Here is an 18,963-nt window from a genome sequence, read left to right as displayed (position 1 = left end):
GTGTGTAAGTGGCCTTCCGGCCCTGGGACCCCTTCCGTACGCCCGTACGATGGAGAGCGGCCCAGTGTCGTACATAGGAGGCAGATCGTGTCGGACGCTCTCAACCCGGCAACCCCGGAAGAGACCGAAGAAGAGCCGATCAAGCAGCGCAAGAACGGCCTGTACCCGGGCGTTTCCGACGAGCTTGCCGAGAGCATGAAGTCCGGCTGGGCCGACACCGAGCTGCACGACCTGCAGCCGATCGCGCAGGCCGAGAACACCGCCGCCCGCCGCGCCGCGCTCTCCGCGCGCTTCCCGGGCGAGCGCCTGGTGATCCCCGCGGGCCAGCTGAAGACGCGGTCGAACGACACCGAGTACGCCTTCCGGGCCTCCGTCGAGTACGCCTACCTCACCGGCAACCAGACCGAGGACGGCGTCCTCGTCCTGGAGCCGAAGAGCGGCGGCCACGACGCCACGATCTACCTGCTGCCCCGCTCGAACCGGGAGAACGGCGAGTTCTGGCTGGACGGCCAGGGCGAGCTCTGGGTCGGCCGCAGGCACTCCCTCGCCGAGGCCGAGAAGCTGCACGGGATCCCCGCGTCCGACGTGCGCGAGCTCGCCGGCGCGCTGCGCGAGGGGACCGGTCCGGTGCGCGTCGTGCGCGGGTACGACGCCGGGATCGAGGCGGCCCTGACCGACAAGGTCACCGCCGAGCGCGACGAGGAGCTGCGCGTCTTCCTCTCCGAGGCCCGCCTGGTCAAGGACGAGTTCGAGATCGGCGAGCTGCAGAAGGCGTGCGACTCGACCGCCCGCGGCTTCGAGGACGTCGTGAAGGTCCTCGACAAGGCCGAGGCCACCAGCGAGCGCTACATCGAGGGCACGTTCTTCCTGCGCGCCCGCGTCGAGGGCAACGACATCGGCTACGGCTCGATCTGCGCCGCAGGCCCGCACGCCACCACCCTGCACTGGGTGCGCAACGACGGCGCGGTCCGCTCCGGCGAGCTGCTGCTGCTCGACGCCGGTGTGGAGACGCACTCGTACTACACCGCGGACATCACCCGCACGCTGCCGATCAACGGCCGCTTCAGCGAGCTGCAGAAGAAGATCTACGACGCGGTGTACGAGGCCCAGGAGGCCGGCATCGCGGCGGTGAAGCCGGGCGCCAAGTTCCGCGACTTCCACGACGCCGCGCAGCGCGTGCTCGCCGAGAAGCTCGTCGAGTGGGGCCTCGTCGAGGGCCCGGTCGAGCGCGTCCTGGAGCTCGGCCTGCAGCGCCGCTGGACCCTGCACGGCACCGGCCACATGCTCGGCATGGACGTCCACGACTGCGCCGCCGCGCGCACCGAGGCGTACGTGAACGGCACGCTGGAGCCCGGCATGTGCCTGACCGTCGAGCCCGGCCTGTACTTCCAGGCGGACGACCTGACGGTGCCGGCGGAGTACCGCGGCATCGGCGTGCGGATCGAGGACGACATCCTCGTGACGGCGGACGGCAACAAGAACCTGTCGGCCGCGCTGCCCCGTACGTCCGAGGACGTCGAGGCGTGGATGGCGGGGCTCAAGGGCTGAGCCGCACCGCGCCCGTGCCGGAGGGCCGGCTCCCCGCGGGGGGCCGGCCCTCCGGCGTGTCCGGGGGCCGGGACCGCCGCTCAACGGGCCGCTGCCGCTCAGTGGGCCGCCCGCTCGTCCTCGCCCGCGACCTTGGCGGTGCTCAGGGCGATGCGGTTCCAGGTGTTGATGGCGAAGATCAGGGCGAGGACGCGGGACAGCTCCGACGTGTCGAAGTGGCGGGCCGCCTCGGCGTAGACGTCGTCGGGCACGCCGCCCCGGGCGACGAGGGTGACCGCCTCGGTCAGGGCGAGCGCCGCCTGCTCCTTGGGCGTGAAGAAGTTCCTGGCCTCGCGCCACACCCCGATCATGTGCAGCCGGGCCTCGTCCTCGCCGGCCTTGCGGGCGTCGGAGGTGTGCATGTGCAGGCAGTAGGCGCAGCCGTTGAGCAGCGAGGCGCGGATCTGGATCAGCTCGACCAGGGCGGGGTCGAGGCCGTCGCGGGCGGCGGAGTCGAGGCCGATGAGCGCCTTGAAGGCCTTGGGGGCGGCCGCGGCGAAGTTGAGGCGGGGGGTGGGCGTGGCCTGGGGGGTGTTGGTGGGGTGCGGGGTGTTGGTGGGGTGAGGGGTGTTGGTGGGGTGCGAGGTGTTCGTGGGGTGCGTCATGGCCATGAATCTACGGGCGGGAAAGACCTCGGTTAAGGTGCATTCCCATGCCGGAATCATGGGTCAATTTGGCGGAGCGCATCGGCAGTGACCTGCACGTGGAGCTGTCGGGTCCGGGCAGTCGCCGGGCCGTGCTGATCCGCGCGCTGCGGGACGCGGTGCGCGCGGGGCGGCTGGCCCCCGGCACCCGCCTGCCGCCCTACCGCTCGCTCGCCGCCGACCTGGGCCTGGCCCGCAACACCGTCGCCGACGCCTACGCCGAACTGGTCGCCGAGGGCTGGCTCACCGCACGGCAGGGCTCGGGGACCCGGGTCGCGACCGGGATCTCCTCCGGGGGACGCGCCGCCGACGCCGGACGGCGGCCGAAGCCCGCCCCGGCACGGCCCGCGGCCCCCGCCCACGACCTGCGCCAGGGCACGCCGGACGCCACCTCCTTCCCCCGCACGGCCTGGCTCGCCGCCGCCCGGCGGGCGCTGGCTGCCGCGCCCGCCGAGGCGTTCGGGCCCGGCGACCCGCGCGGCCGCGTCGAGCTGCGCCGGGCGCTCGCCGACTATCTGGCACGGGTCCGCGGGGTGCGGACCGACCCGGAGCGGATCGTCGTCTGCTCCGGATTCGCGCACGCGCTGCGGCTGCTCTTCGGCGGCACGCACGGCGCGGGCGGCGGTGTGCTGCGCGGGCCCTTCGCCGTGGAGTCGTACGGGCTCGGTTTCCACCGCGGGATCCTGGCGGGCGCGGGCGTGCGGACCGTGCCACTGGCGCTGGACGAACAGGGCGCCCAGGTGGCGGGGTTGACCGGCGGGCCGCGGGTCCGCGGCGCGCTGCTCACCCCCGCCCACCAGTTCCCCACCGGCGGCCCGCTGCACCCCACCCGGCGCACGGCGGCCGTCGAGTGGGCCCGCACCACCGGCGGCCTGCTCCTGGAGGACGACTACGACGGGGAGTTCCGCTACGACCGGGAGCCGGTCGGCGCCGTGCAGGGCCTGGATCCCGAACGGGTCGTCTACCTCGGCTCGGTCAGCAAGAGCCTGTCCCCCGCCGTGCGCATCGGCTGGATGGTGCTGCCCGGGCACCTGGTGGACGGCGTGCTCGCGGCGAAGGGGGAGCGGGAGGCGTGGGCGGGCGTCCTCGACCAGCTGACGCTCGCCGACCTCATCGCGTCGGGGCAGTACGACCGGCACGTACGCCGGATGCGCCAGCGCTACCGGCGGCGCCGCGACCGGCTCGTCGACGCGCTCGCCGAGCGGGCCCCGCACATCACGGTCACCGGCATCGCGGCGGGCCTGCACGCGGTGCTGCGGCTGCCGCCGGGCACGGAGGCGTCCGCGGTCAAGGCGGCGGCCTGGCAGGGCGTCGCACTGGAGGGCCTCGCCGGGTTCCGGCACCCGGGGGCCACGATGCCGGCCGAGGACGGTCTGGTCGTCGGCTACTCGACGCCGTCGGAGCACGCGTACGGTGCCGCGGTCGAGGCACTGCTCCGGTGCCTGCCCCCGGCCGACGGGCCGGACCACGACGGGACCGGGCGGGAGAAATGACCTCGGCCGCCCGGCGGTTGCGGCGTCACGCCGTCAGCAGCGGCGCCATCAGGGGTGCGTCCTCGCGCCACTTGAGGATCTTGTCGAAGCTGATCACCGCGCCGCCGCGGTCCGGCTTGTTGCCGAGGTGGACGTGGTCGGCGAGCTCGCCGATCAGATACAGGCCCCGGCCGTGCTCGTCCGTCTCCGCGGCGGGCGGCCGGGGCCCGGGACAGCTGTCCGGGGTGCCGGGGAAGCCCGGTCCGGAGTCGGTCACCTCGATCCGGCACTTCTCGCCGTCCAGATAGGCCGTGACGCGGTACCCGCCGGACGCGGCGCCGGGCGCGCTCGCGCCGCCGTGCTCGACGGCGTTGGCGCAGGCTTCGCTGAGGGCGACCGACAGGTCGTAGGAGACGTCCGGGTCCACGCCCGCGGTCTCCATCGTGCCGATCAGCAGGCGGCGGGCGAGCGGCACGCTCGCGGCCTCGCGCCGCAAATGGAGAGACCACCAGATGCTCATGCTCCAGCCTCCTGGCTGCGGCTCGACATACCGATACCTATTGCCGCCCACGCACCCGGATAAGCGCCCGGACGACGTGATGCCGCCCATACGGCGGACGCGCGCCCCCCGCCGGACGGTGTAGGAGACCGGCGGAACGGACCGCCCCAGGGGGGCCAGAGCGGCCCCGATCGGCTGGAAGAGGACCTTCCGGACCTGCCGTGTGCGGGGGACGGGCGCAGTGCGATGATGTCCCGGCCATGACTGCCCCCCACCAGCGCACGACGCGCGACGGAGCCGATCTCCGGCTGCTGAGGGCCGCGACCTTCGCCGCGGTCTGTGTCGCGCTGTCCGCCGGGGGCCATGTGCTCGCTTCCTGCGTCTCCGTCCCGCTGTGGACGCTGGGCGCGGGGTTCGCCCTCGTCCTCGCGGTCGCGCTGCCGCTCGCCGGGCGGGCCCGTTCGCTGCCCGGCATCGTCGCGCTGCTCGCGCTCGGACAGCTCGGCCTGCACGCCCTGTTCGGCCTCGGCCAGCACGGCGGGGCGGCGGCCGCCCCGAGCGGGGACGCCACCCTGGTGGAGCGGGCCGCACGCCTGGTCTGCGGGGCGGGCGCCGCGACCATCTCGCCCGCGCAGGCGCACCGGATCCTCACCACCGCGGGCCTCGGCCCCGGCGGCCCCGGCCGCACCGGAATGGACCACTCCGCCCCGCACGGGCACGGCAGCTCCGCCGCCGCGGCGGCGGACACCGCCCTGGACTCGATGTCGGCCGGGCACGGCCCGATGGGCTCGATGGGCGCCATGTCGCTCATGCCGTCGCTGCCCATGCTCGCCGCGCACGTCCTCGCGGCACTCGGCGCCGGCTGGCTGCTGCGCCGGGGCGACCTGGCCCTGGTCCGCCTGGTCCGGCTCGCCGACGGAGCGCACGGAGTCGCCGAGGGGGCGCTCGTGCGCGCGCTGCGCTCGGCGCTCACCCTCGTACGGGCCCTGCGCGCCGGTCTGCCCGGGGCGCCCGAGACGACCGGCCCCGCCGCCCCGCGCACCGCGCTGCTCCCGCCGCCGACGCCGCGCACGGTCACGCTGGAGGACGCGGTGATCCGCCGCGGCCCGCCCGCGCGTCCCCGCGACGTCGAACTCGCCGCCTGACGCGACACACTCCACACCGCAGTGCGGAGGGGTCGCCCCGGCGCGCTCGCGCGCAGGCCCGAACGGCCGCGCGCACCCTCCGTATCCCGCACCCGGCCCTGGCGACCCCTGCGTCGCGGGCCGGTCACCCCCGTCATCACTGACGAAAGTGGAGTGTTCCTGTCATGAAGATGTCCCGTATCGCCGCCGCCGGCACCGTCGCCGCCTCCGCCGTGTTCGTCCTGTCGGCGCCCGCGTTCGCGCACGTCAGCGTCTCCCCCGAGGGCCAGGCCGCCAAGGGCGGGTACGCGACCGTGAACTTCAAGGTGCCCAACGAGATGGACGACGCCGCGACGACCAAGCTGGAGGTCTCCTTCCCGAGCGAGCACCCGCTGGCCTCGGTGATGACCGAGCCCGTTCCCGGCTGGAACGTGAAGGTCACCAAGTCCAAGCTCGACAAGCCGATCGACATGCACGGCGAGAAGATCGACGAGGCCGTCTCCAAGGTCACCTGGACCGCCGACGGCAAGGGCATCCAGCCGGGCAGCTTCCAGAAGTTCCCGCTCTCCCTCGGCCAGCTGCCCGAGGACGCCGACCAGCTCGTCTTCAAGGCCGTCCAGACGTACGACAACAAGGACGTCGTCCGCTGGATCGAGCCCCAGCAGAAGGGCCAGGAGGAGCCGGAGCACCCGGCGCCCGCCCTCGCGCTGACGGCCGGCGGCGACGAGCACGGCGCCGCCGCCGACACCAAGGCGGACGACAAGCACGCCAAGGAGGAGAGCGCCTCCGCCGACTCCTCCGACAGCAGCGACACCACCGCCCGCGTGCTCGGCGTCGTGGGCATCGTCGTCGGTGCCGCGGGCGTCGCCTTCGGCGTGCTCGCGGGCCGTCGCCGCGTCGCCGGCTGACCCTCCGGCGGAGCCACCCTCGGGGTGCGCCGCCGCGGCACACCGCCGCCCCGGCGCACCCCGGCCCCCTCACATCTGGGACATTTTCGTATGCGCACCATGAGCCCCAAAAGCCCCATGAGCCCCAAGAGCCCCGCGAGCACTCGCAGGAAGCTCGCCGCCGCCGCCCTGCTGGCCACGGCCGCCCTGACCCTGACGGCCTGCGGCGGCGGTGACGACGACGGCGGGAAGCCGGTCGCCGACGTCTCCGCGGAGACCGACACGGGCAAGGCCGCCACGGTCCTGGACAAGCCGTTCGAGAAGCCGAACCTCGTCCTGACCGACACGCACGGCAAGAAGTACGACCTGCGCGAGAAGACCAAGGGACAGCCCACGCTGCTCTACTTCGGCTACACGCACTGCCCCGACGTCTGCCCGCTGACGATGAACAACATCGCGGTCGCCAAGAAGGCGCTGCCCAAGGCCGACCAGGACAAGCTGAAGGTCGTCTTCGTCACCACCGACCCCGACCGCGACACCCCCGCCGAGCTCGGCAAGTGGCTCAAGGGCGTGGACGCCGACTTCACCGGCCTCACCGGCGACTTCGCGACCATCCAGGCCGGCGCCCGCCAGCTCGGCATCAGCATCGAGCCGTCCAAGAAGGACAAGAACGGCAAGATCGTCTCGATGCACGGCACGCAGGTCATCGCCTTCTCGCCGAAGAACGACTCGGGATACGTCCTGTACGGCGAGCAGGCCACCGCCGGCGACTACACCAAGGACATCCCCAAGCTCCTCAAGGGACAGAACCCGTGAACCACCGCACCACCCGGCACCGCGCGCTCGCCGGCGGCGCCATAGCGCTCGCCGCGACGCTCGCCCTCGCCGGCTGCAACGACGACGACTCCGGCTCCGGGGACGCCGCCAAGAAGCCCGCCATCAAGGTCAGCGGGGCCTACGTCCCCGAGCCCACCATGGCCGACATGGCGGCGGGCTTCTTCACGCTGACCAACACCGGCGGCGCCGACCAGCTCACCTCCGCCACCAGCGACGCCGCCGGATCCGTCACCCTGCACAGCACCAAGGGCGGCACCATGAAGGAGGAGAAGTCCTTCGACGTCCCCGCGAACGGCCGCCTCGACTTCGCCAGCGGCGGCAACCACGTGATGCTCGAAAAGCTCGGGCACAAGCCGAGGAAGGGCGAGAAGGTCGCCCTGACGCTGCACTTCCGGAAGTCGGACCCGATCACGGTCGAGATCCCGGTCAAGGAAGCCACGTACGACCCGGGGCAGCACGGCGACCCCAAGACCTCGCACGACGCAAACGCCTCGCACGACGCAAACGCCTCGCACGACGCAAACGCCTCGCACACGTCGCACAAGTCGCACTGAGGGACGGACCGTTGATGCAGACCATCGCTTCCCGCTCCAGGACCGCACCCCGCGCCGGAGCCGTGCCCCACCTCTGGCGGCTCCTGCTGGTGCTCCTCGCCGCGACCGGCGCCTTCCTCGCCGGTGCCGCGCCCGTGTCCGCGCACGCCGCGCTGACCGCCAGCGACCCGAAGCAGGGAGCGGTGGTCCAACAGGCCCCCGACCAGGTGAAGCTCACCTTCTCGGAGAAGGTCGCCATGTCGGACGGCTCGGTGCGGGTGCTCGACCCGTCCGGCAAGCGGGCCGACACCAGGAAGACGACCGACCTGGGCTCCAACACGTACGGCGTGAAGCTGCGCCCCGGCCTGCCCGACGGCACCTTCACCGTCGCCTACCAGGTCGTCTCCGCCGACAGCCACCCCGTGGCGGGCGCCTTCACCTTCTCCATCGGCGCGCCCTCCGACACCAAGGTCGCGCTGCCCGACCAGGAGGCCGGCGGCGGCCTGGTCGGCACGCTCTACGACATCGCGCGCTACTTCTCCTACGCCGGGTTCATCCTGCTCGTCGGCGGCGGGGCCTTCGTGCTCGGCTGCTGGCCGCGCGGGGCCGGGGTGCGGCCCGTGCAGCGGCTCGTGACGGCGGGCTGGGTCTCCCTCACCGCCTCCACGCTCCTGCTGCTGCTCCTGCGCGCCCCCTACACCGGCTCCGGGAAGCTCGCCGACGCCTTCGACATGGCGAAGCTCGGCGACGTGCTCAACACCAAGACGGGCGCGGCGCTCGTCTCCCGGCTGCTGCTGCTCGCCGCCGCCGCACTGTTCATCGCGGTGCTCTTCGGCGCGTACGTGAAGCGCGAGGGCCCGGACCAGGAGCAGGAGCGCAAGGACCTCACCTTCGGGCTCGCCATCGGCGGCACGGTCGTCGCCATCGGCATCGCGGCGACCTGGGCGTTGGCCGAACACGCCTCGACCGGCATCCAGGCGGGCATCGCCATGCCCGTCGACGTGCTGCACCTGCTGGCCGTCGCCACCTGGCTCGGCGGGCTCGCGTCGCTGCTCGTCGCGCTCTTCCGCACCTCCGCGGTGGAGGCGAGGGCCGTGCGGCGGTTCTCCACCGCGGCGTTCACCAGCGTCGTCGTGCTGGCCGCGACCGGCACCTACCAGGCCTGGCGCCAGGTCGGCTCCTGGTCGGCGCTGACCGGGACGACCTACGGGCAGCTGCTCCTCGTCAAGATCGGCCTGGTCGCCGTCCTGGTCGGCGTCGCCTCCCTCTCGCGGCGGTGGACCGGGCGGATCACCGCCGAGGCGGCGGGGCATGCGCCCGAGTCGGCGACGGCGACCGTCGTCGAGCAGCGCGGCGCCCAGCAGGAGTCCTCGAAGCAGTCCGTGCACAAGCCGCGGAAGGCCTCCGTCACGGTGCCCGCCGGCGACGCCCCGGGCGACGGGGCGGACGCGGACGGCGACGACACCCGGCGCTCCGCCCAGCTCGCCCGCCAGCAGGCCGCCGTCGACAGCGCCCGCGAGAAGCGCCTGCGCGACGCCGACCCGCACCGCTCCGGCCTGCGCCGCTCGGTGCTCACCGAGACCGCCGTCGCCGTCGTCCTGCTGGCCGTGACGACGATCCTCACGACCACCGAGCCCGGCCGCACCGAGGAGGAGGCCGCGGGTGCCACCGCGGCGGCGGCCGCGCAGCGCTCGGGCCCGCTCCAGCTCAAGGTCCCCTTCGACACGGGCGGCACCGACGGCAAGGGCACCGTGCAGCTGGACCTCGACCCAGGCCGCAGCGGCAGCAACACCCTGCACGTGTACGCGAAGCGCCCCAACGGCAGCGCCTTCGACGTCCCCGAGGTGAAGATCTCCTTCACCCTGGAGTCCAAGGACGTCGGCCCGCTGCCCGTCGCCCCGGACCACATCGCCACCGGACACTGGACGGCGAGCGGCGTGCAGATCCCGATGGCAGGCAACTGGAAGGTCGCGGTGACGGTGCGGACCTCCGACATCGACCAGATCACCGTGAAGAAGAACGTGCAGATCGGCTGAACGGAACCACCATGGCGGACAACGGCATTTCCAGGCGGCGGCTGCTCGGCACCGCGGGCGCGACCGGCCTCGCGCTCGGGGCGGCGGGCGGCGCCGCCGGGTACGCCGCGGCACCCTCGTCCGGCACCTCGGCGCCCGGTTCGTCGTCCGTGCTGACGTCCCTCGGCGCGGACGAGGTGACGTTTCACGGGAAACATCAGCCCGGCATCACCACGCCCCTGCAGTCGCGCGGCCACCTGATCGCCTTCGACCTGTCGGGCGGCGCGGGCCGCAAGGAGGCGGCGGCCCTGCTGCGCCGCTGGTCGGCGACGGCGGGGCGGCTGATGGCGGGCGAGCCCGCCGGTGCCGGGGACACGGCGGTGGCCCGGGACGCGGGCCCCTCCTCGCTCTCCGTCACCTTCGGCTTCGGTGCCTCCTTCTTCGCCCGCACCGGCCTGGCGAAGGAGCGCCCGGCCGCCCTGGACCCGCTGCCCGACTTCTCCTCCGACCACCTCGACAAGGCGCGCAGCAACGGCGACCTGTGGGTGCAGATCGGCGCGAACGACCCGCTCGTCGCCTTCCACGCGCTGCGCGCGATCCAGCGGGACGCGGCGGGGACGGCGCGGGTGCGCTGGCAGATGAACGGCTTCAACCGCTCGCCGGGCGCCACCGCGCGGCCGATGACGACCCGCAACCTGATGGGCCAGGTCGACGGCACGAACAATCCCAAGCCGTCCGAGAAGGACTTCGACCGGCGGATCTTCGTGCCCGCCGACGGCGACCCCGGCTGGATGGCGGGCGGCTCCTACGTGGTCGTGCGCCGTATCCGGATGCTCCTGGACGACTGGGAGAAGCTCGGGGTCAAGGACCAGGAGACGGTGATCGGGCGGCACAAGTCCGACGGCTCGCCGCTGACCGGCGGCACGGAGACGACCGAGCCGAAGCTCGACGCGACGGGCCCGGACGGCAAGGTCGTGATCGCGCTGAACGCGCACGCCCGCATCACCCGGCCCGATCAGAACGGCGGCGCCGCGATGCTGCGCCGCCCGTTCTCGTACCACGACGGCTTCGACGACAAGGGCGAGCCGGACGCGGGGCTGCTCTTCGTGTGCTGGCAGGCCGACCCGATGCGCGGCTTCGTGCCGGTGCAACGCAAGCTCGACCGGGGCGACGCCCTGTCGGAGTTCATCCGGCACGAGGCGAGCGGCCTCTTCGCGGTGCCGGGCGGGGCGGCGCAGGGCGAGTACGTGGGTCAGCGGCTGCTGGAGGCGTAGCGCGCCCCTTCTCCCGCGTTCTTTTCGCGCGTTCTTTTCGCGCTTCGTCCGTGCGTACGAGCGACGGGTGCCGCTCCGTGAGACGCGTGAGCCGCGCCACGCCGGGCCCATTAGGGTGACGGTATGTCGGCGACGCGCTATACGTACCTGGGCCCCGAGGGCACCTTCACCGAGGCGGCCCTTCGCACGCTGCCGGAGGCGGCGACCCGGGAGCTCGTCCCGATGGTCTCCGTGCCGGCCGCGCTGGACGCGGTGCGCAGCGGTGAGGCGGCGGCGGCGCTGGTGCCGATCGAGAACTCGGTCGAGGGCGGCGTGACCACCACCGTCGACGAGCTCGCCAAGGGCGAGCCGCTGATGATCTACCGCGAGGTCGTGCTGCCGATCGCCTTCGCGCTGCTGGTGCGTCCGGGCACGAAGCTCAAGGACATCAAGACGGTGACCGGCCACCCGGTGGCCCAGCCGCAGGTCCGCAACTGGCTGGCCGCGCACCTGCCGGACGCCCTGTGGGAGTCCGCCGCCTCGAACGCGGACGGCGCGCGGCTCGTCCAGGAGGGCCGCTTCGACGCGGCGTTCGCGGGGGAGTTCGCGGCGGCGACGTACGGCCTGGAGCCGCTGGTCAGCGAGATCCACGACGCGGCGAACGCGGAGACCCGGTTCGTCCTGGTCGGCCGCCCGGCCCGGCCCGCGGCGCCGACGGGGTCCGACAAGACGTCCGTCGTCATCTGGCTGGGCGACGACCACCCCGGCGCCCTGCTCGAACTGCTGCAGGAGTTCGCCGTGCGCGGCGTCAACCTGATGCGGATCGAATCGCGCCCCACGGGCCAGGGCATCGGCAACTACTGCTTCTCCGTCGACGCCGAGGGGCACATCACGGACCGCCGGGTCGGCGAGGCCCTGATGGGGCTCAAGCGGATCTGCCCGCAGGTGCGCTTCCTCGGGTCGTATCCGCGGGCCGGTGTGGCGACGGAGGACGTCAGGCCGCCGCGGGCGGGCACGTCGGACGCCGAGTTCATGGCGGCGTCGGACTGGCTGACGCGCTGCCAGGACGGCCGCTCCTAGCCGCTTTCCGGCCACACCCCGCACACCCCCTGTCGGCCCCGGCCGCGCCGACGCCGGCCGTTTCTCCCCGGTCGCGCCGGCTTTCCACGGCCTCGTGCGCCGCCGCTTGCGGTCCTACCTGCAGATTTACGTTATCCACAGAAGTTATCCACAGGCGCGCGTCTCGACCTGGGGACAAGTCGACAACCAAGCACGACATGGTCGACAAATCGGCCCACAGACCCCAAGTCCGTCCACAGCCCCGCACGTCACCCCTCGTCCACTCTTTTCTATTGATCAACTCTTTAGAGCGAGCCATTTCCACTCGAAAGTGGGTGTGCGCGTGGTTTGGGAAGGGAATCCCTGGGGCCGCATGCGGCTTTCGGAACACCTCCTTCCGGCGTCCACAGATCTTTCGCACACCCTGTGGATAACCGTCCGGAAGCGCTGGTTCCTGTGGACAACGGCGGTGGACAACGGCCCCAAGTCCCGCCCCCCGCAAGGGGTTCGGGTCAAGGGCGCGCGAGCGCTCTGCCCCCTTTCGGGGAATGACGCCCCTTTTATTGACCGGGGCGCGGGAGCGGGCGCGGCGGCACCTTTCCGGCCGTCCCGATCTTGAATCGGGGCGCCCGGTTCCGGAAATTCACATTCCGGCAAACCGGGCATAACGTACACAATGGAATAGTGAGTCGTGGGCCGGAACCGCGCGACGGTAGCCTTGAGGGGTGATTGACCTTCGCCTGCTCCGTGAGGACCCCGACCGTGTTCGCGCCTCCCAGCGCGCCCGTGGAGAGGACGTCGCGCTCGTCGACGCCCTGCTCTCCGCCGACGAGCGGCGCAGGTCGTCCGGCCTCCGCTTCGACGAGCTGCGCTCCGAGCAGAAGTCGCTCGGCAAGCTCATCCCCAAGGCCACGCCCGAGGAGCGCGCCGAGCTCCTGACGAAGGCCGAGCAGCTCAAGGTCGACGTGAAGTCCGCCGAGGCCGCGCAGAACGAGGCCGACGAGGAGACCAAGGGCCTCCTGCTGAAGCTCGGCAACATCGTCCACGCGGACGTCCCGGTCGGCGGCGAGGAGGACTTCGTCGTCCTCGACACGATCGGCACCCCGCGCGACTTCGCCGCCGAGGGCTTCGAGCCCAAGGACCACCTGGAGCTCGGCGAGGCGCTCGGCGCCATCGACGTCGAGCGCGGCGCGAAGGTCTCCGGCTCGCGCTTCTACTACCTCACCGGCGTCGGCGCGCTCCTGGAGCTCGCCCTGGTGAACGCCGCGATCGCGCAGGCGGGCGAGGCCGGGTTCGTCCCGATGCTGACGCCCGCCCTGGTGCGCCCGCGCGCCATGGAGGGCACCGGCTTCCTCGGCCAGGCCGCGGAGAACGTGTACCACCTGGAGAAGGACGACTACTACCTGGTCGGCACCTCCGAGGTCCCGCTCGCCGCGTACCACATGGACGAGATCATCGACGCCGACAAGCTGCCCCTGCGGTACGCGGGCTTCTCGCCCTGCTTCCGCCGCGAGGCCGGCACGTACGGCAAGGACACCCGCGGCATCTTCCGCGTCCACCAGTTCGACAAGGTCGAGATGTTCTCGTACGTCGACCCGGCCGACGCGGAGAACGAGCACCAGCGCCTCCTGGAGTGGGAGAAGCAGTGGCTGACCGGCCTGGGCCTGCCCTTCCAGGTGATCGACGTCGCCACAGGTGACCTCGGCTCCTCGGCCTCGCGCAAGTTCGACTGCGAGGCCTGGATCCCCACCCAGGGCAAGTACCGCGAGCTGACCTCCGCGTCGAACTGCGACGGCTTCCAGGCCCGCCGCCTGTCGGTGCGCATGCGCGAGGGCAAGAAGGTCCAGCCGCTGGCCACGCTGAACGGCACGCTGTGCGCCGTCCCGCGGACCATCGTGGCGATCCTGGAGAATCACCAGCAGGCCGACGGCTCCGTGGTGGTGCCCGAGATGCTGCGTCCGTACCTCGGGGGACGAGAGATTTTGGAGCCCATCGCCAAGTGAGCCAGCCAGCTCCGGTCACGCCCTCCTTCCCGTACAAGCTGGTCGCGACCGACCTCGACGGGACGCTGCTGCGCTCCGACGACACCGTGTCGGACCGCACGCGCCGGGCACTCACCGCGGCCACCGCGGCGGGCGCGGCGCACATCATCGTCACCGGCCGCGCGGTGCCCTGGACCCGGCACATCCTCGACGACCTCGGCTACGAGGGCATCGCGGTGTGCGGCCAGGGCGCGCAGGTCTACCACGCGGGGGAGCACCGGCTGCTCACCTCGGTGACGCTCGACCGCCAGCTGGCGGGTCTGGCGCTCGCCAAGATAGAGGCGGAGATCGGCCCGCTGGCGCTCGCCGCGAGCCGCGACGGCATCGACGGCGAGGTCCTGGTCGGACCCGGGTACGCGGTCCAGGACGGCCCGCTCCCCGCCACCCCGTTCACCGACGTCGCCGACCTGTGGTCGGCCCCGCTGAACAAGGTGTACGTCCAGCACCCCGGCCTCGGCGACGACGCGCTGGCGGAGGTGGCCCGCCAGGTGGCGGGTGACCTGGTCGGCGTGACGATGGCGGGCGAGGGCATCGTGGAGCTGCTCCCCCTCGGCCTCTCCAAGGCCACGGGCCTCTCCCTGGCGGCCCGCCGCCTGGGTGCGAAGGCCGCGGACACGATCGCGTTCGGCGACATGCCGAACGACATCCCCATGTTCGCCTGGGCGGCCCACGGCGTGGCCATGTCCAACGCCCACGAGGCCCTCAGGGCGGTCGCCGACGAGGTGACGACGTCCAACGAGACGGACGGCATCGCGGTGGTCCTGGAGCGGTTGCTGGGCACCGGCCCGTCCGGCGTCTGAAGACGGATCCGGCGGAGCCGGCGACAGAGCCGGCCCCGTCGCCCGGCCGCTGAGGCCCCGCCCCCACGACCGGGCTAGCGCCGCCGCCACCTGCGTCGTCGTGCCCGGCTGAAGAACCAGCCCGCGGGCGGCTCGTCCGAGCGCCACGGCTGCGGGTCGGGCGCCCCGCGCCGCCACCGCGCCGTCAGCATGCGGACCCGCGCGGACGGCTCCTCCGTCCGCGCGGACCGTACGAAGTCCTCGTCCAGGACGACGTCGTCCCAGTCCTCCTCCGATGCCATCGCGGCACCTCCTCGGGAAACGGCGCGCCCGACGGGACCGGCGCGCCCCTCCCCCCAGTGTGCGGGTGGGAGGGGTGAAGACCATGTCAGGCGAACCCATGAATCCGGGCCGGGCGGGCCGCCCGGGGCCTACTCCTCGCCCGCCAGCGTCAGCGACCGCAGCTTCTGTCCCGCGTACCAGGTGGCGACCGCCGTGACGGCGACCAGCAGCACCGTCGCGACGGGCAGGCCCACGTCCGAGGTGATCAGGTCGCCCTTGCCGACCTTCTGGGCCACCGCGAGGGACCACTGCTGCACGCTGAGCGTGCGCGCCCCGGAGACCAGCGACCCGAAGAGGGCCTCCCACACCAGGGCGTAGACGAGGCCGAAGACCACGGCGTGCCGGGTGATCGTGCCCAGGAGCAGGAAGATCGCGGCGTACGTGATGGAGGCGACGAGCGCCGCGATGGTGTAGGCGACGGCGATCTGCTGGCCGTTGCCGTTCAGGATCAGGCCCGCGACGAACGTGGGGATCGCGGAGAACGCCATGGTCACGGCGATGGCGACGGTCAGCTTGGTGACGATGATCGTGGGCCGCTTGACCGGCTTCGACAGCAGGTAGACCACGGAGCCGTCGTCGATCTCCGGGCCGATCGCGCCGGTGCCCGCGATGACACCGATGATCGGCACCATCGTGGCGAGCGCGAAGCCGCCGAGGACGTCGACGGCCACCTGGTCGTCGGCGCCGCTGAAGCCGCGGACCGCCGCGGCGATCACGATCAGCAGCACGGGCAGGGCGAACAGGATGAGGGCGCGGCGCTTGCCGAGCAGGGCCCGGTAGGTGAGCCGGGCGACAGTGGGGTCGTACACGGTGGCTCCCTTCAGGCCGCGACGAGGTAGGAGAAGACCGACTCGAGGGACTCGTCCGAGGGCGAGACCGTCAGGAGCCGGATGCCGTGCTCCCGGGCGACCCGGGGCAGCAGCGTGGTGAACCGGCCGAAGTCGACCGCCTGAATGCGCAACGCGCCCTCCTTGAGGTCGACTTCGATGCCGGCCGTCGACGGGTCGGCGATCAGTGCGGCGGCCAGGGCGCGGTCGTCGCTGGAACGGATCAGATAGCGGTGGGGCCGGTCGGTCATCAGGCGGCGGATCCGGCGGAAGTCGCCGCTCGCGGCGTGCCGCCCGGCGACGATCACCTCGATGTGCGAGGCCAGTTGCTCGACCTCTTCGAGGATGTGCGAGGAGAACAGGACCGTGCGGCCCTCGTCCCCCATGGACCGCAGGAGGTCCATCAGCTGCATGCGCTGGCGGGGGTCCATGCCGTTGAAGGGCTCGTCGAGCAGCAGCACGGCGGGGTCGTGGACGAGGGCGGAGGCCATCTTCACGCGCTGGCGCATGCCCTTGGAGTACGTCGAGATCTTGCGGTCCTGCGCGTACTCCATCTCGACCGTGGCGAGCGCCTTCGCGGCGGCCCGCTCGTCCAGGCCGTGCAACTCGGCGTTGGCGACGACGAATTCGCGGCCCGTGAGGAAGTCGTACATCGCCTCGCGCTCGGGGACGATGCCGATGTCCTTGTAGATCTGTTCGTTGCGCCAGATCGGCCGGCCGTCGAGGGCGACGCTGCCGGTGGAGGGGGCGAGGAAGCCGCCCATCATGTTGATGAGGGTCGACTTGCCCGCGCCGTTCGGACCGAGGAGCCCCGTGACGCCCGGGCCGATGGTCATGGTGATGTCGTTGACCGCCACCACGTTCCCGAACCAGCGGGAGGTGTGGTCGATGGTGAGGGTGCTCACTAGAGGCCGACCTTTCGGTAGCGGCGCATCAGGGCGCCGTAGCAGCCCGCGATGAGTCCGAGGACGACGAGGAGATAGACGACGCCGACTCCGGTGGAGGGGCCGTCACCGCCCGGGAAGGAGGAGGTCGCTCCGAGGAAGGCGGTCTGTACGCCGTCGATGAGCGTGATCGGCGAGAAGAGGCCGAGCCAGGCGATGGCGTCGGTGCTGCCCTGGTCGTAGGCGATGGCCTGGATCGTGGACACCGCTCCGTAGGTGATGGTCAGGACGGCGATGACGGCGGCGATGCCGAAGCCGCGCCGGGGCGTGACCGCCGAGATGACCAGCGCGATGCCGGCGAACAGCAGCGAGAGCAGCGCCACGGAGACCAGCCCCTGCGCGAACCCCTTCGTCTGGTCGGCGAAGTCGAGCTTGGCGAGCAGCGCCCCGATGTAGAGCACCAGGACCGGGGCGGCCGTGAGGACGAACAGGGCCGAGGACATCGCGGCGTACTTCGCCAGGACGTAGTCGCCGCGCTCGATGGGCCGTGAGAAGTAGAGCGGGACGGTCTTGAAGCGCAGGTCCCGGGAGACCGTCTGCGGGGCCTGGGCGGCCAGGAAGAGGCTGATGACGGCCTGCAGGAAGATCGCGTAGCGCGTGTAGTCCACGGGGAGGTCGTCGGCCTTCGTGGCGACGGCGACCGCCACCATGATCGCGGCGGGCACGCACATCACCGCGAAGAGGATCATCGGCAGGACCTTGGACTTGGCGGAGCGCCCGAGGCCGTACGCGCCGCGCAGGCTCTGGGAGAAGAGCGAGCGGCGGGCGTACGCCCGGCCCAGGCGCGGGCCGTCGTAGGTGCGGTACCCGATGTTGTGGATCTGGGTGGACTCGGTGCTCATCGCGCCCCGCCCTCCTTCTGCTGTGCGGCGGCGGCGGTGGCGCCCGCGGCCGGAGGACGCTGATCGAGCACGGCGGCGGCCTCACGCCCGGTGGCGGGCTCCTGCCGCGGCTCGTCCTTGAAGACCTCCGCGATGTGGTGCCTGCGCTGTTCCATCCGGACCAGGCCGAGACCGAGGTCGGCGACGAGGTCGCGCACGACGTCGTAGGTCTCCTCGCCCTCGGCGGTGAGCAGGATGGTGTGTCCCGCGCCGGGCAGGGCGCCGCCGGTCTCGGTGTCGATGCCGCGGGCCTGCAGCGCGTCGCGCAGGGCGCCGGTGCCGTCGGGGTGGGTGTCGCTGTCGGTGACCTCGACGGCGAGGGTCGTGGTGGTCTGGGTGAAGTCGGTGGTGGAGCTGGACCGCAGGAGCTTGCCGCCGTCGATGACGACGACGTGGTCGCAGGTGCGCTCCAGCTCGCCGAGCAGGTGCGAGGTGACCAGGACCGAGATGCCGAAGTCGGTGTGGACGCGGCGGATCAGGCCGAGCATCTCGTCGCGTCCGACGGGGTCGAGGCCGTTCGTCGGCTCGTCCAGGAAGACCAGCTGCGGGTCGTGGACGAGGGCCTGCGCGAGCTTCACGCGCTGCTTCATGCCGGTCGAGTAGCCGCCGATGGGGCGGTAGCGCTCCTCGTACAGACCGACGTGGCGCAGGGTGTCCGCGGTGCGCTCGCGGGCCGCGGCGGGCGGCAGGCCGGACATGCGCGCCATGTGGACGACGAACTCGGTGGCCGAGACGTCGGGCGGCAGGCAGTCGTGCTCCGGCATGTACCCCACGCGTTCGCGGATCTCGCCGCCGCTGGTCGCGACGTCCAGGCCGAGCACGGCGGCACGGCCCTCCGTGGCGGGGGACAGGCCAAGCAGGATCTTGATCAAAGTGGACTTGCCGGCTCCGTTGGCCCCGACGAGTCCGGTCACACCGGGCCCGATGTCCATGGAGAGCCGGTCAAGCGCGGTCACCCTCGGGAACCGCTTGCTCAGGCTTTCGGTCGCGATCACAGTCACGTTGCCGACGGTAGTGGCGCACACCACACGACCGCGTCAGACCACGGGCTTGGCCTGTTCTCACTCTGGAGTATTACGGGCCCGTAGGGGTCGTCCGGAAGTCGCCCCCTGGGGGTTCTTCCGGACCTGTCCCGCAGGGTTGGGCACACCTCTTGACGTAGCCGCCGAGCATTGTCACATTCATCAGTGTCAAGTTACGACCGCGTACGGCAATGGACCGGACACGGGATGGACCGG

At 72.3% G+C, this 18,963-nt stretch carries 18 protein-coding genes; 11 read left to right on the top strand and 7 right to left on the bottom strand.

Annotated elements, in window-relative coordinates; all coding sequences use genetic code 11:
- Positions 1–87: 87 nt before the first annotated feature.
- Positions 88–1,548 (top strand): aminopeptidase P family protein, encoded by a 1,461-nt coding sequence (locus ACFYXE_RS18005; protein ID WP_389313405.1) that lies wholly within the window; start codon positions 88–90, stop codon positions 1,546–1,548.
- Between the two features lie 98 nt (positions 1,549–1,646).
- Here the strand turns inward: ACFYXE_RS18005 and ACFYXE_RS18000 are convergent, their stop codons facing one another.
- Positions 1,647–2,198, bottom strand: coding sequence for a carboxymuconolactone decarboxylase family protein (locus tag ACFYXE_RS18000; protein ID WP_389313403.1), 552 nt, complete (start codon positions 2,196–2,198; stop codon positions 1,647–1,649).
- 41 nt (positions 2,199–2,239) lie between these two features.
- Here ACFYXE_RS18000 and ACFYXE_RS17995 point away from each other — a divergent pair, with 41 nt between their 5' ends.
- Entirely contained in the window at positions 2,240–3,724 is a 1,485-nt protein-coding gene (locus tag ACFYXE_RS17995) for a PLP-dependent aminotransferase family protein (protein WP_389313401.1), read from the top strand.
- A 25-nt stretch (positions 3,725–3,749) separates the two neighbouring features.
- On the opposite strand, the gene ACFYXE_RS17990 is transcribed toward ACFYXE_RS17995, so the two are convergent.
- Positions 3,750–4,223: an ATP-binding protein gene (locus ACFYXE_RS17990; RefSeq protein ID WP_389313399.1), complete on the bottom strand. Its 474-nt coding sequence runs from the start codon at positions 4,221–4,223 to the stop codon at positions 3,750–3,752.
- Between the two features lie 239 nt (positions 4,224–4,462).
- Between ACFYXE_RS17990 and ACFYXE_RS17985 the strand changes: the two genes are divergently transcribed.
- From ACFYXE_RS17985 to ACFYXE_RS17945, 9 genes are all read left to right on the top strand, one after another.
- Positions 4,463–5,347, top strand: a complete 885-nt coding sequence (locus ACFYXE_RS17985; RefSeq protein ID WP_389313398.1) for a hypothetical protein — start codon at positions 4,463–4,465, stop codon at positions 5,345–5,347.
- A gap of 164 nt (positions 5,348–5,511) precedes the next feature.
- On the top strand, positions 5,512–6,234 hold the full coding sequence (locus ACFYXE_RS17980) for a YcnI family protein (RefSeq protein WP_389313396.1): 723 nt from the start codon (positions 5,512–5,514) through the stop codon (positions 6,232–6,234).
- 117 nt (positions 6,235–6,351) lie between these two features.
- The gene (locus ACFYXE_RS17975) at positions 6,352–7,029 is read left to right on the top strand and encodes an SCO family protein (protein ID WP_389313394.1); all 678 of its coding nucleotides are present in this window, start codon (positions 6,352–6,354) and stop codon (positions 7,027–7,029) included.
- Positions 7,026–7,604 (top strand): copper chaperone PCu(A)C, encoded by a 579-nt coding sequence (locus ACFYXE_RS17970; protein ID WP_389313392.1) that lies wholly within the window; start codon positions 7,026–7,028, stop codon positions 7,602–7,604. The genes ACFYXE_RS17975 and ACFYXE_RS17970 overlap by 4 nt, the downstream gene beginning before the upstream one ends.
- A 14-nt stretch (positions 7,605–7,618) precedes the next feature.
- Positions 7,619–9,619, top strand: a complete 2,001-nt coding sequence (locus ACFYXE_RS17965; RefSeq protein WP_389313390.1) for a copper resistance CopC/CopD family protein — start codon at positions 7,619–7,621, stop codon at positions 9,617–9,619.
- Between the two features lie 11 nt (positions 9,620–9,630).
- A complete protein-coding gene (gene efeB, locus ACFYXE_RS17960; RefSeq protein ID WP_389313388.1) occupies positions 9,631–10,872 on the top strand; it encodes an iron uptake transporter deferrochelatase/peroxidase subunit in 1,242 nt (413 codons plus the stop codon).
- A gap of 123 nt (positions 10,873–10,995) precedes the next feature.
- Complete coding sequence (pheA, locus tag ACFYXE_RS17955) at positions 10,996–11,931, top strand: prephenate dehydratase (protein ID WP_389313385.1); 936 nt, start codon at positions 10,996–10,998, stop codon at positions 11,929–11,931.
- Positions 11,932–12,635: 704 nt separating this feature from the next.
- Entirely contained in the window at positions 12,636–13,913 is a 1,278-nt protein-coding gene (serS, locus tag ACFYXE_RS17950) for a serine--tRNA ligase (protein ID WP_389313383.1), read from the top strand.
- The gene (locus tag ACFYXE_RS17945; protein ID WP_389313381.1) at positions 13,910–14,752 is read left to right on the top strand and encodes an HAD family hydrolase; all 843 of its coding nucleotides are present in this window, start codon (positions 13,910–13,912) and stop codon (positions 14,750–14,752) included. Before serS ends, ACFYXE_RS17945 begins: the two co-directional genes overlap by 4 nt.
- A gap of 74 nt (positions 14,753–14,826) precedes the next feature.
- Here ACFYXE_RS17945 and ACFYXE_RS17940 read toward each other — a convergent pair whose 3' ends face one another.
- The 5 genes from ACFYXE_RS17940 to ACFYXE_RS17920 all read right to left on the bottom strand — a co-directional run bounded on the left by ACFYXE_RS17940 (position 14,827) and on the right by ACFYXE_RS17920 (position 18,720).
- Positions 14,827–15,033, bottom strand: a complete 207-nt coding sequence (locus ACFYXE_RS17940) for a hypothetical protein (protein ID WP_389313379.1) — start codon at positions 15,031–15,033, stop codon at positions 14,827–14,829.
- A gap of 129 nt (positions 15,034–15,162) precedes the next feature.
- Complete coding sequence (locus ACFYXE_RS17935) at positions 15,163–15,882, bottom strand: ABC transporter permease (RefSeq protein WP_361166523.1); 720 nt, start codon at positions 15,880–15,882, stop codon at positions 15,163–15,165.
- Positions 15,883–15,893: 11 nt separating this feature from the next.
- Complete coding sequence (locus ACFYXE_RS17930) at positions 15,894–16,805, bottom strand: ABC transporter ATP-binding protein (protein WP_389313377.1); 912 nt, start codon at positions 16,803–16,805, stop codon at positions 15,894–15,896.
- Positions 16,805–17,686, bottom strand: coding sequence for an ABC transporter permease subunit (locus tag ACFYXE_RS17925; RefSeq protein WP_361166529.1), 882 nt, complete (start codon positions 17,684–17,686; stop codon positions 16,805–16,807). Before ACFYXE_RS17925 ends, ACFYXE_RS17930 begins: the two co-directional genes overlap by 1 nt.
- On the bottom strand, positions 17,683–18,720 hold the full coding sequence (locus ACFYXE_RS17920; protein ID WP_389313666.1) for an ABC transporter ATP-binding protein: 1,038 nt from the start codon (positions 18,718–18,720) through the stop codon (positions 17,683–17,685). The genes ACFYXE_RS17925 and ACFYXE_RS17920 overlap by 4 nt, the downstream gene beginning before the upstream one ends.
- Positions 18,721–18,963: the final 243 nt, after the last annotated feature.

Origin of the sequence: Streptomyces sp. NPDC002564, from assembly GCF_042889645.1 — a bacterium.
Taxonomy (GTDB): domain Bacteria; phylum Actinomycetota; class Actinomycetes; order Streptomycetales; family Streptomycetaceae; genus Streptomyces.
The sequence above is the reverse complement of the archived record's forward strand: the minus strand, read 5'-3'. Positions and strand labels throughout refer to the sequence as shown.

Bases quoted from the DNA above. Each gene is read 5' to 3' on its own strand.
- ACFYXE_RS18000 (WP_389313403.1), bottom strand. From the start codon at position 2,198: ATGGCCATGACGCACCCCACGAACACCTCGCACCCCACCAACACCCCT.
- ACFYXE_RS17995 (WP_389313401.1), top strand. From the start codon at position 2,240: ATGCCGGAATCATGGGTCAATTTGGCGGAGCGCATCGGCAGTGACCTG.
- ACFYXE_RS17990 (WP_389313399.1), bottom strand. From the start codon at position 4,223: ATGAGCATCTGGTGGTCTCTCCATTTGCGGCGCGAGGCCGCGAGCGTG.
- ACFYXE_RS17985 (WP_389313398.1), top strand. From the start codon at position 4,463: ATGACTGCCCCCCACCAGCGCACGACGCGCGACGGAGCCGATCTCCGG.
- ACFYXE_RS17980 (WP_389313396.1), top strand. From the start codon at position 5,512: ATGAAGATGTCCCGTATCGCCGCCGCCGGCACCGTCGCCGCCTCCGCC.
- ACFYXE_RS17975 (WP_389313394.1), top strand. From the start codon at position 6,352: ATGAGCCCCAAGAGCCCCGCGAGCACTCGCAGGAAGCTCGCCGCCGCC.
- ACFYXE_RS17965 (WP_389313390.1), top strand. From the start codon at position 7,619: ATGCAGACCATCGCTTCCCGCTCCAGGACCGCACCCCGCGCCGGAGCC.
- efeB (WP_389313388.1), top strand. From the start codon at position 9,631: ATGGCGGACAACGGCATTTCCAGGCGGCGGCTGCTCGGCACCGCGGGC.
- pheA (WP_389313385.1), top strand. From the start codon at position 10,996: ATGTCGGCGACGCGCTATACGTACCTGGGCCCCGAGGGCACCTTCACC.
- ACFYXE_RS17940 (WP_389313379.1), bottom strand. From the start codon at position 15,033: ATGGCATCGGAGGAGGACTGGGACGACGTCGTCCTGGACGAGGACTTC.
- ACFYXE_RS17925 (WP_361166529.1), bottom strand. From the start codon at position 17,686: ATGAGCACCGAGTCCACCCAGATCCACAACATCGGGTACCGCACCTAC.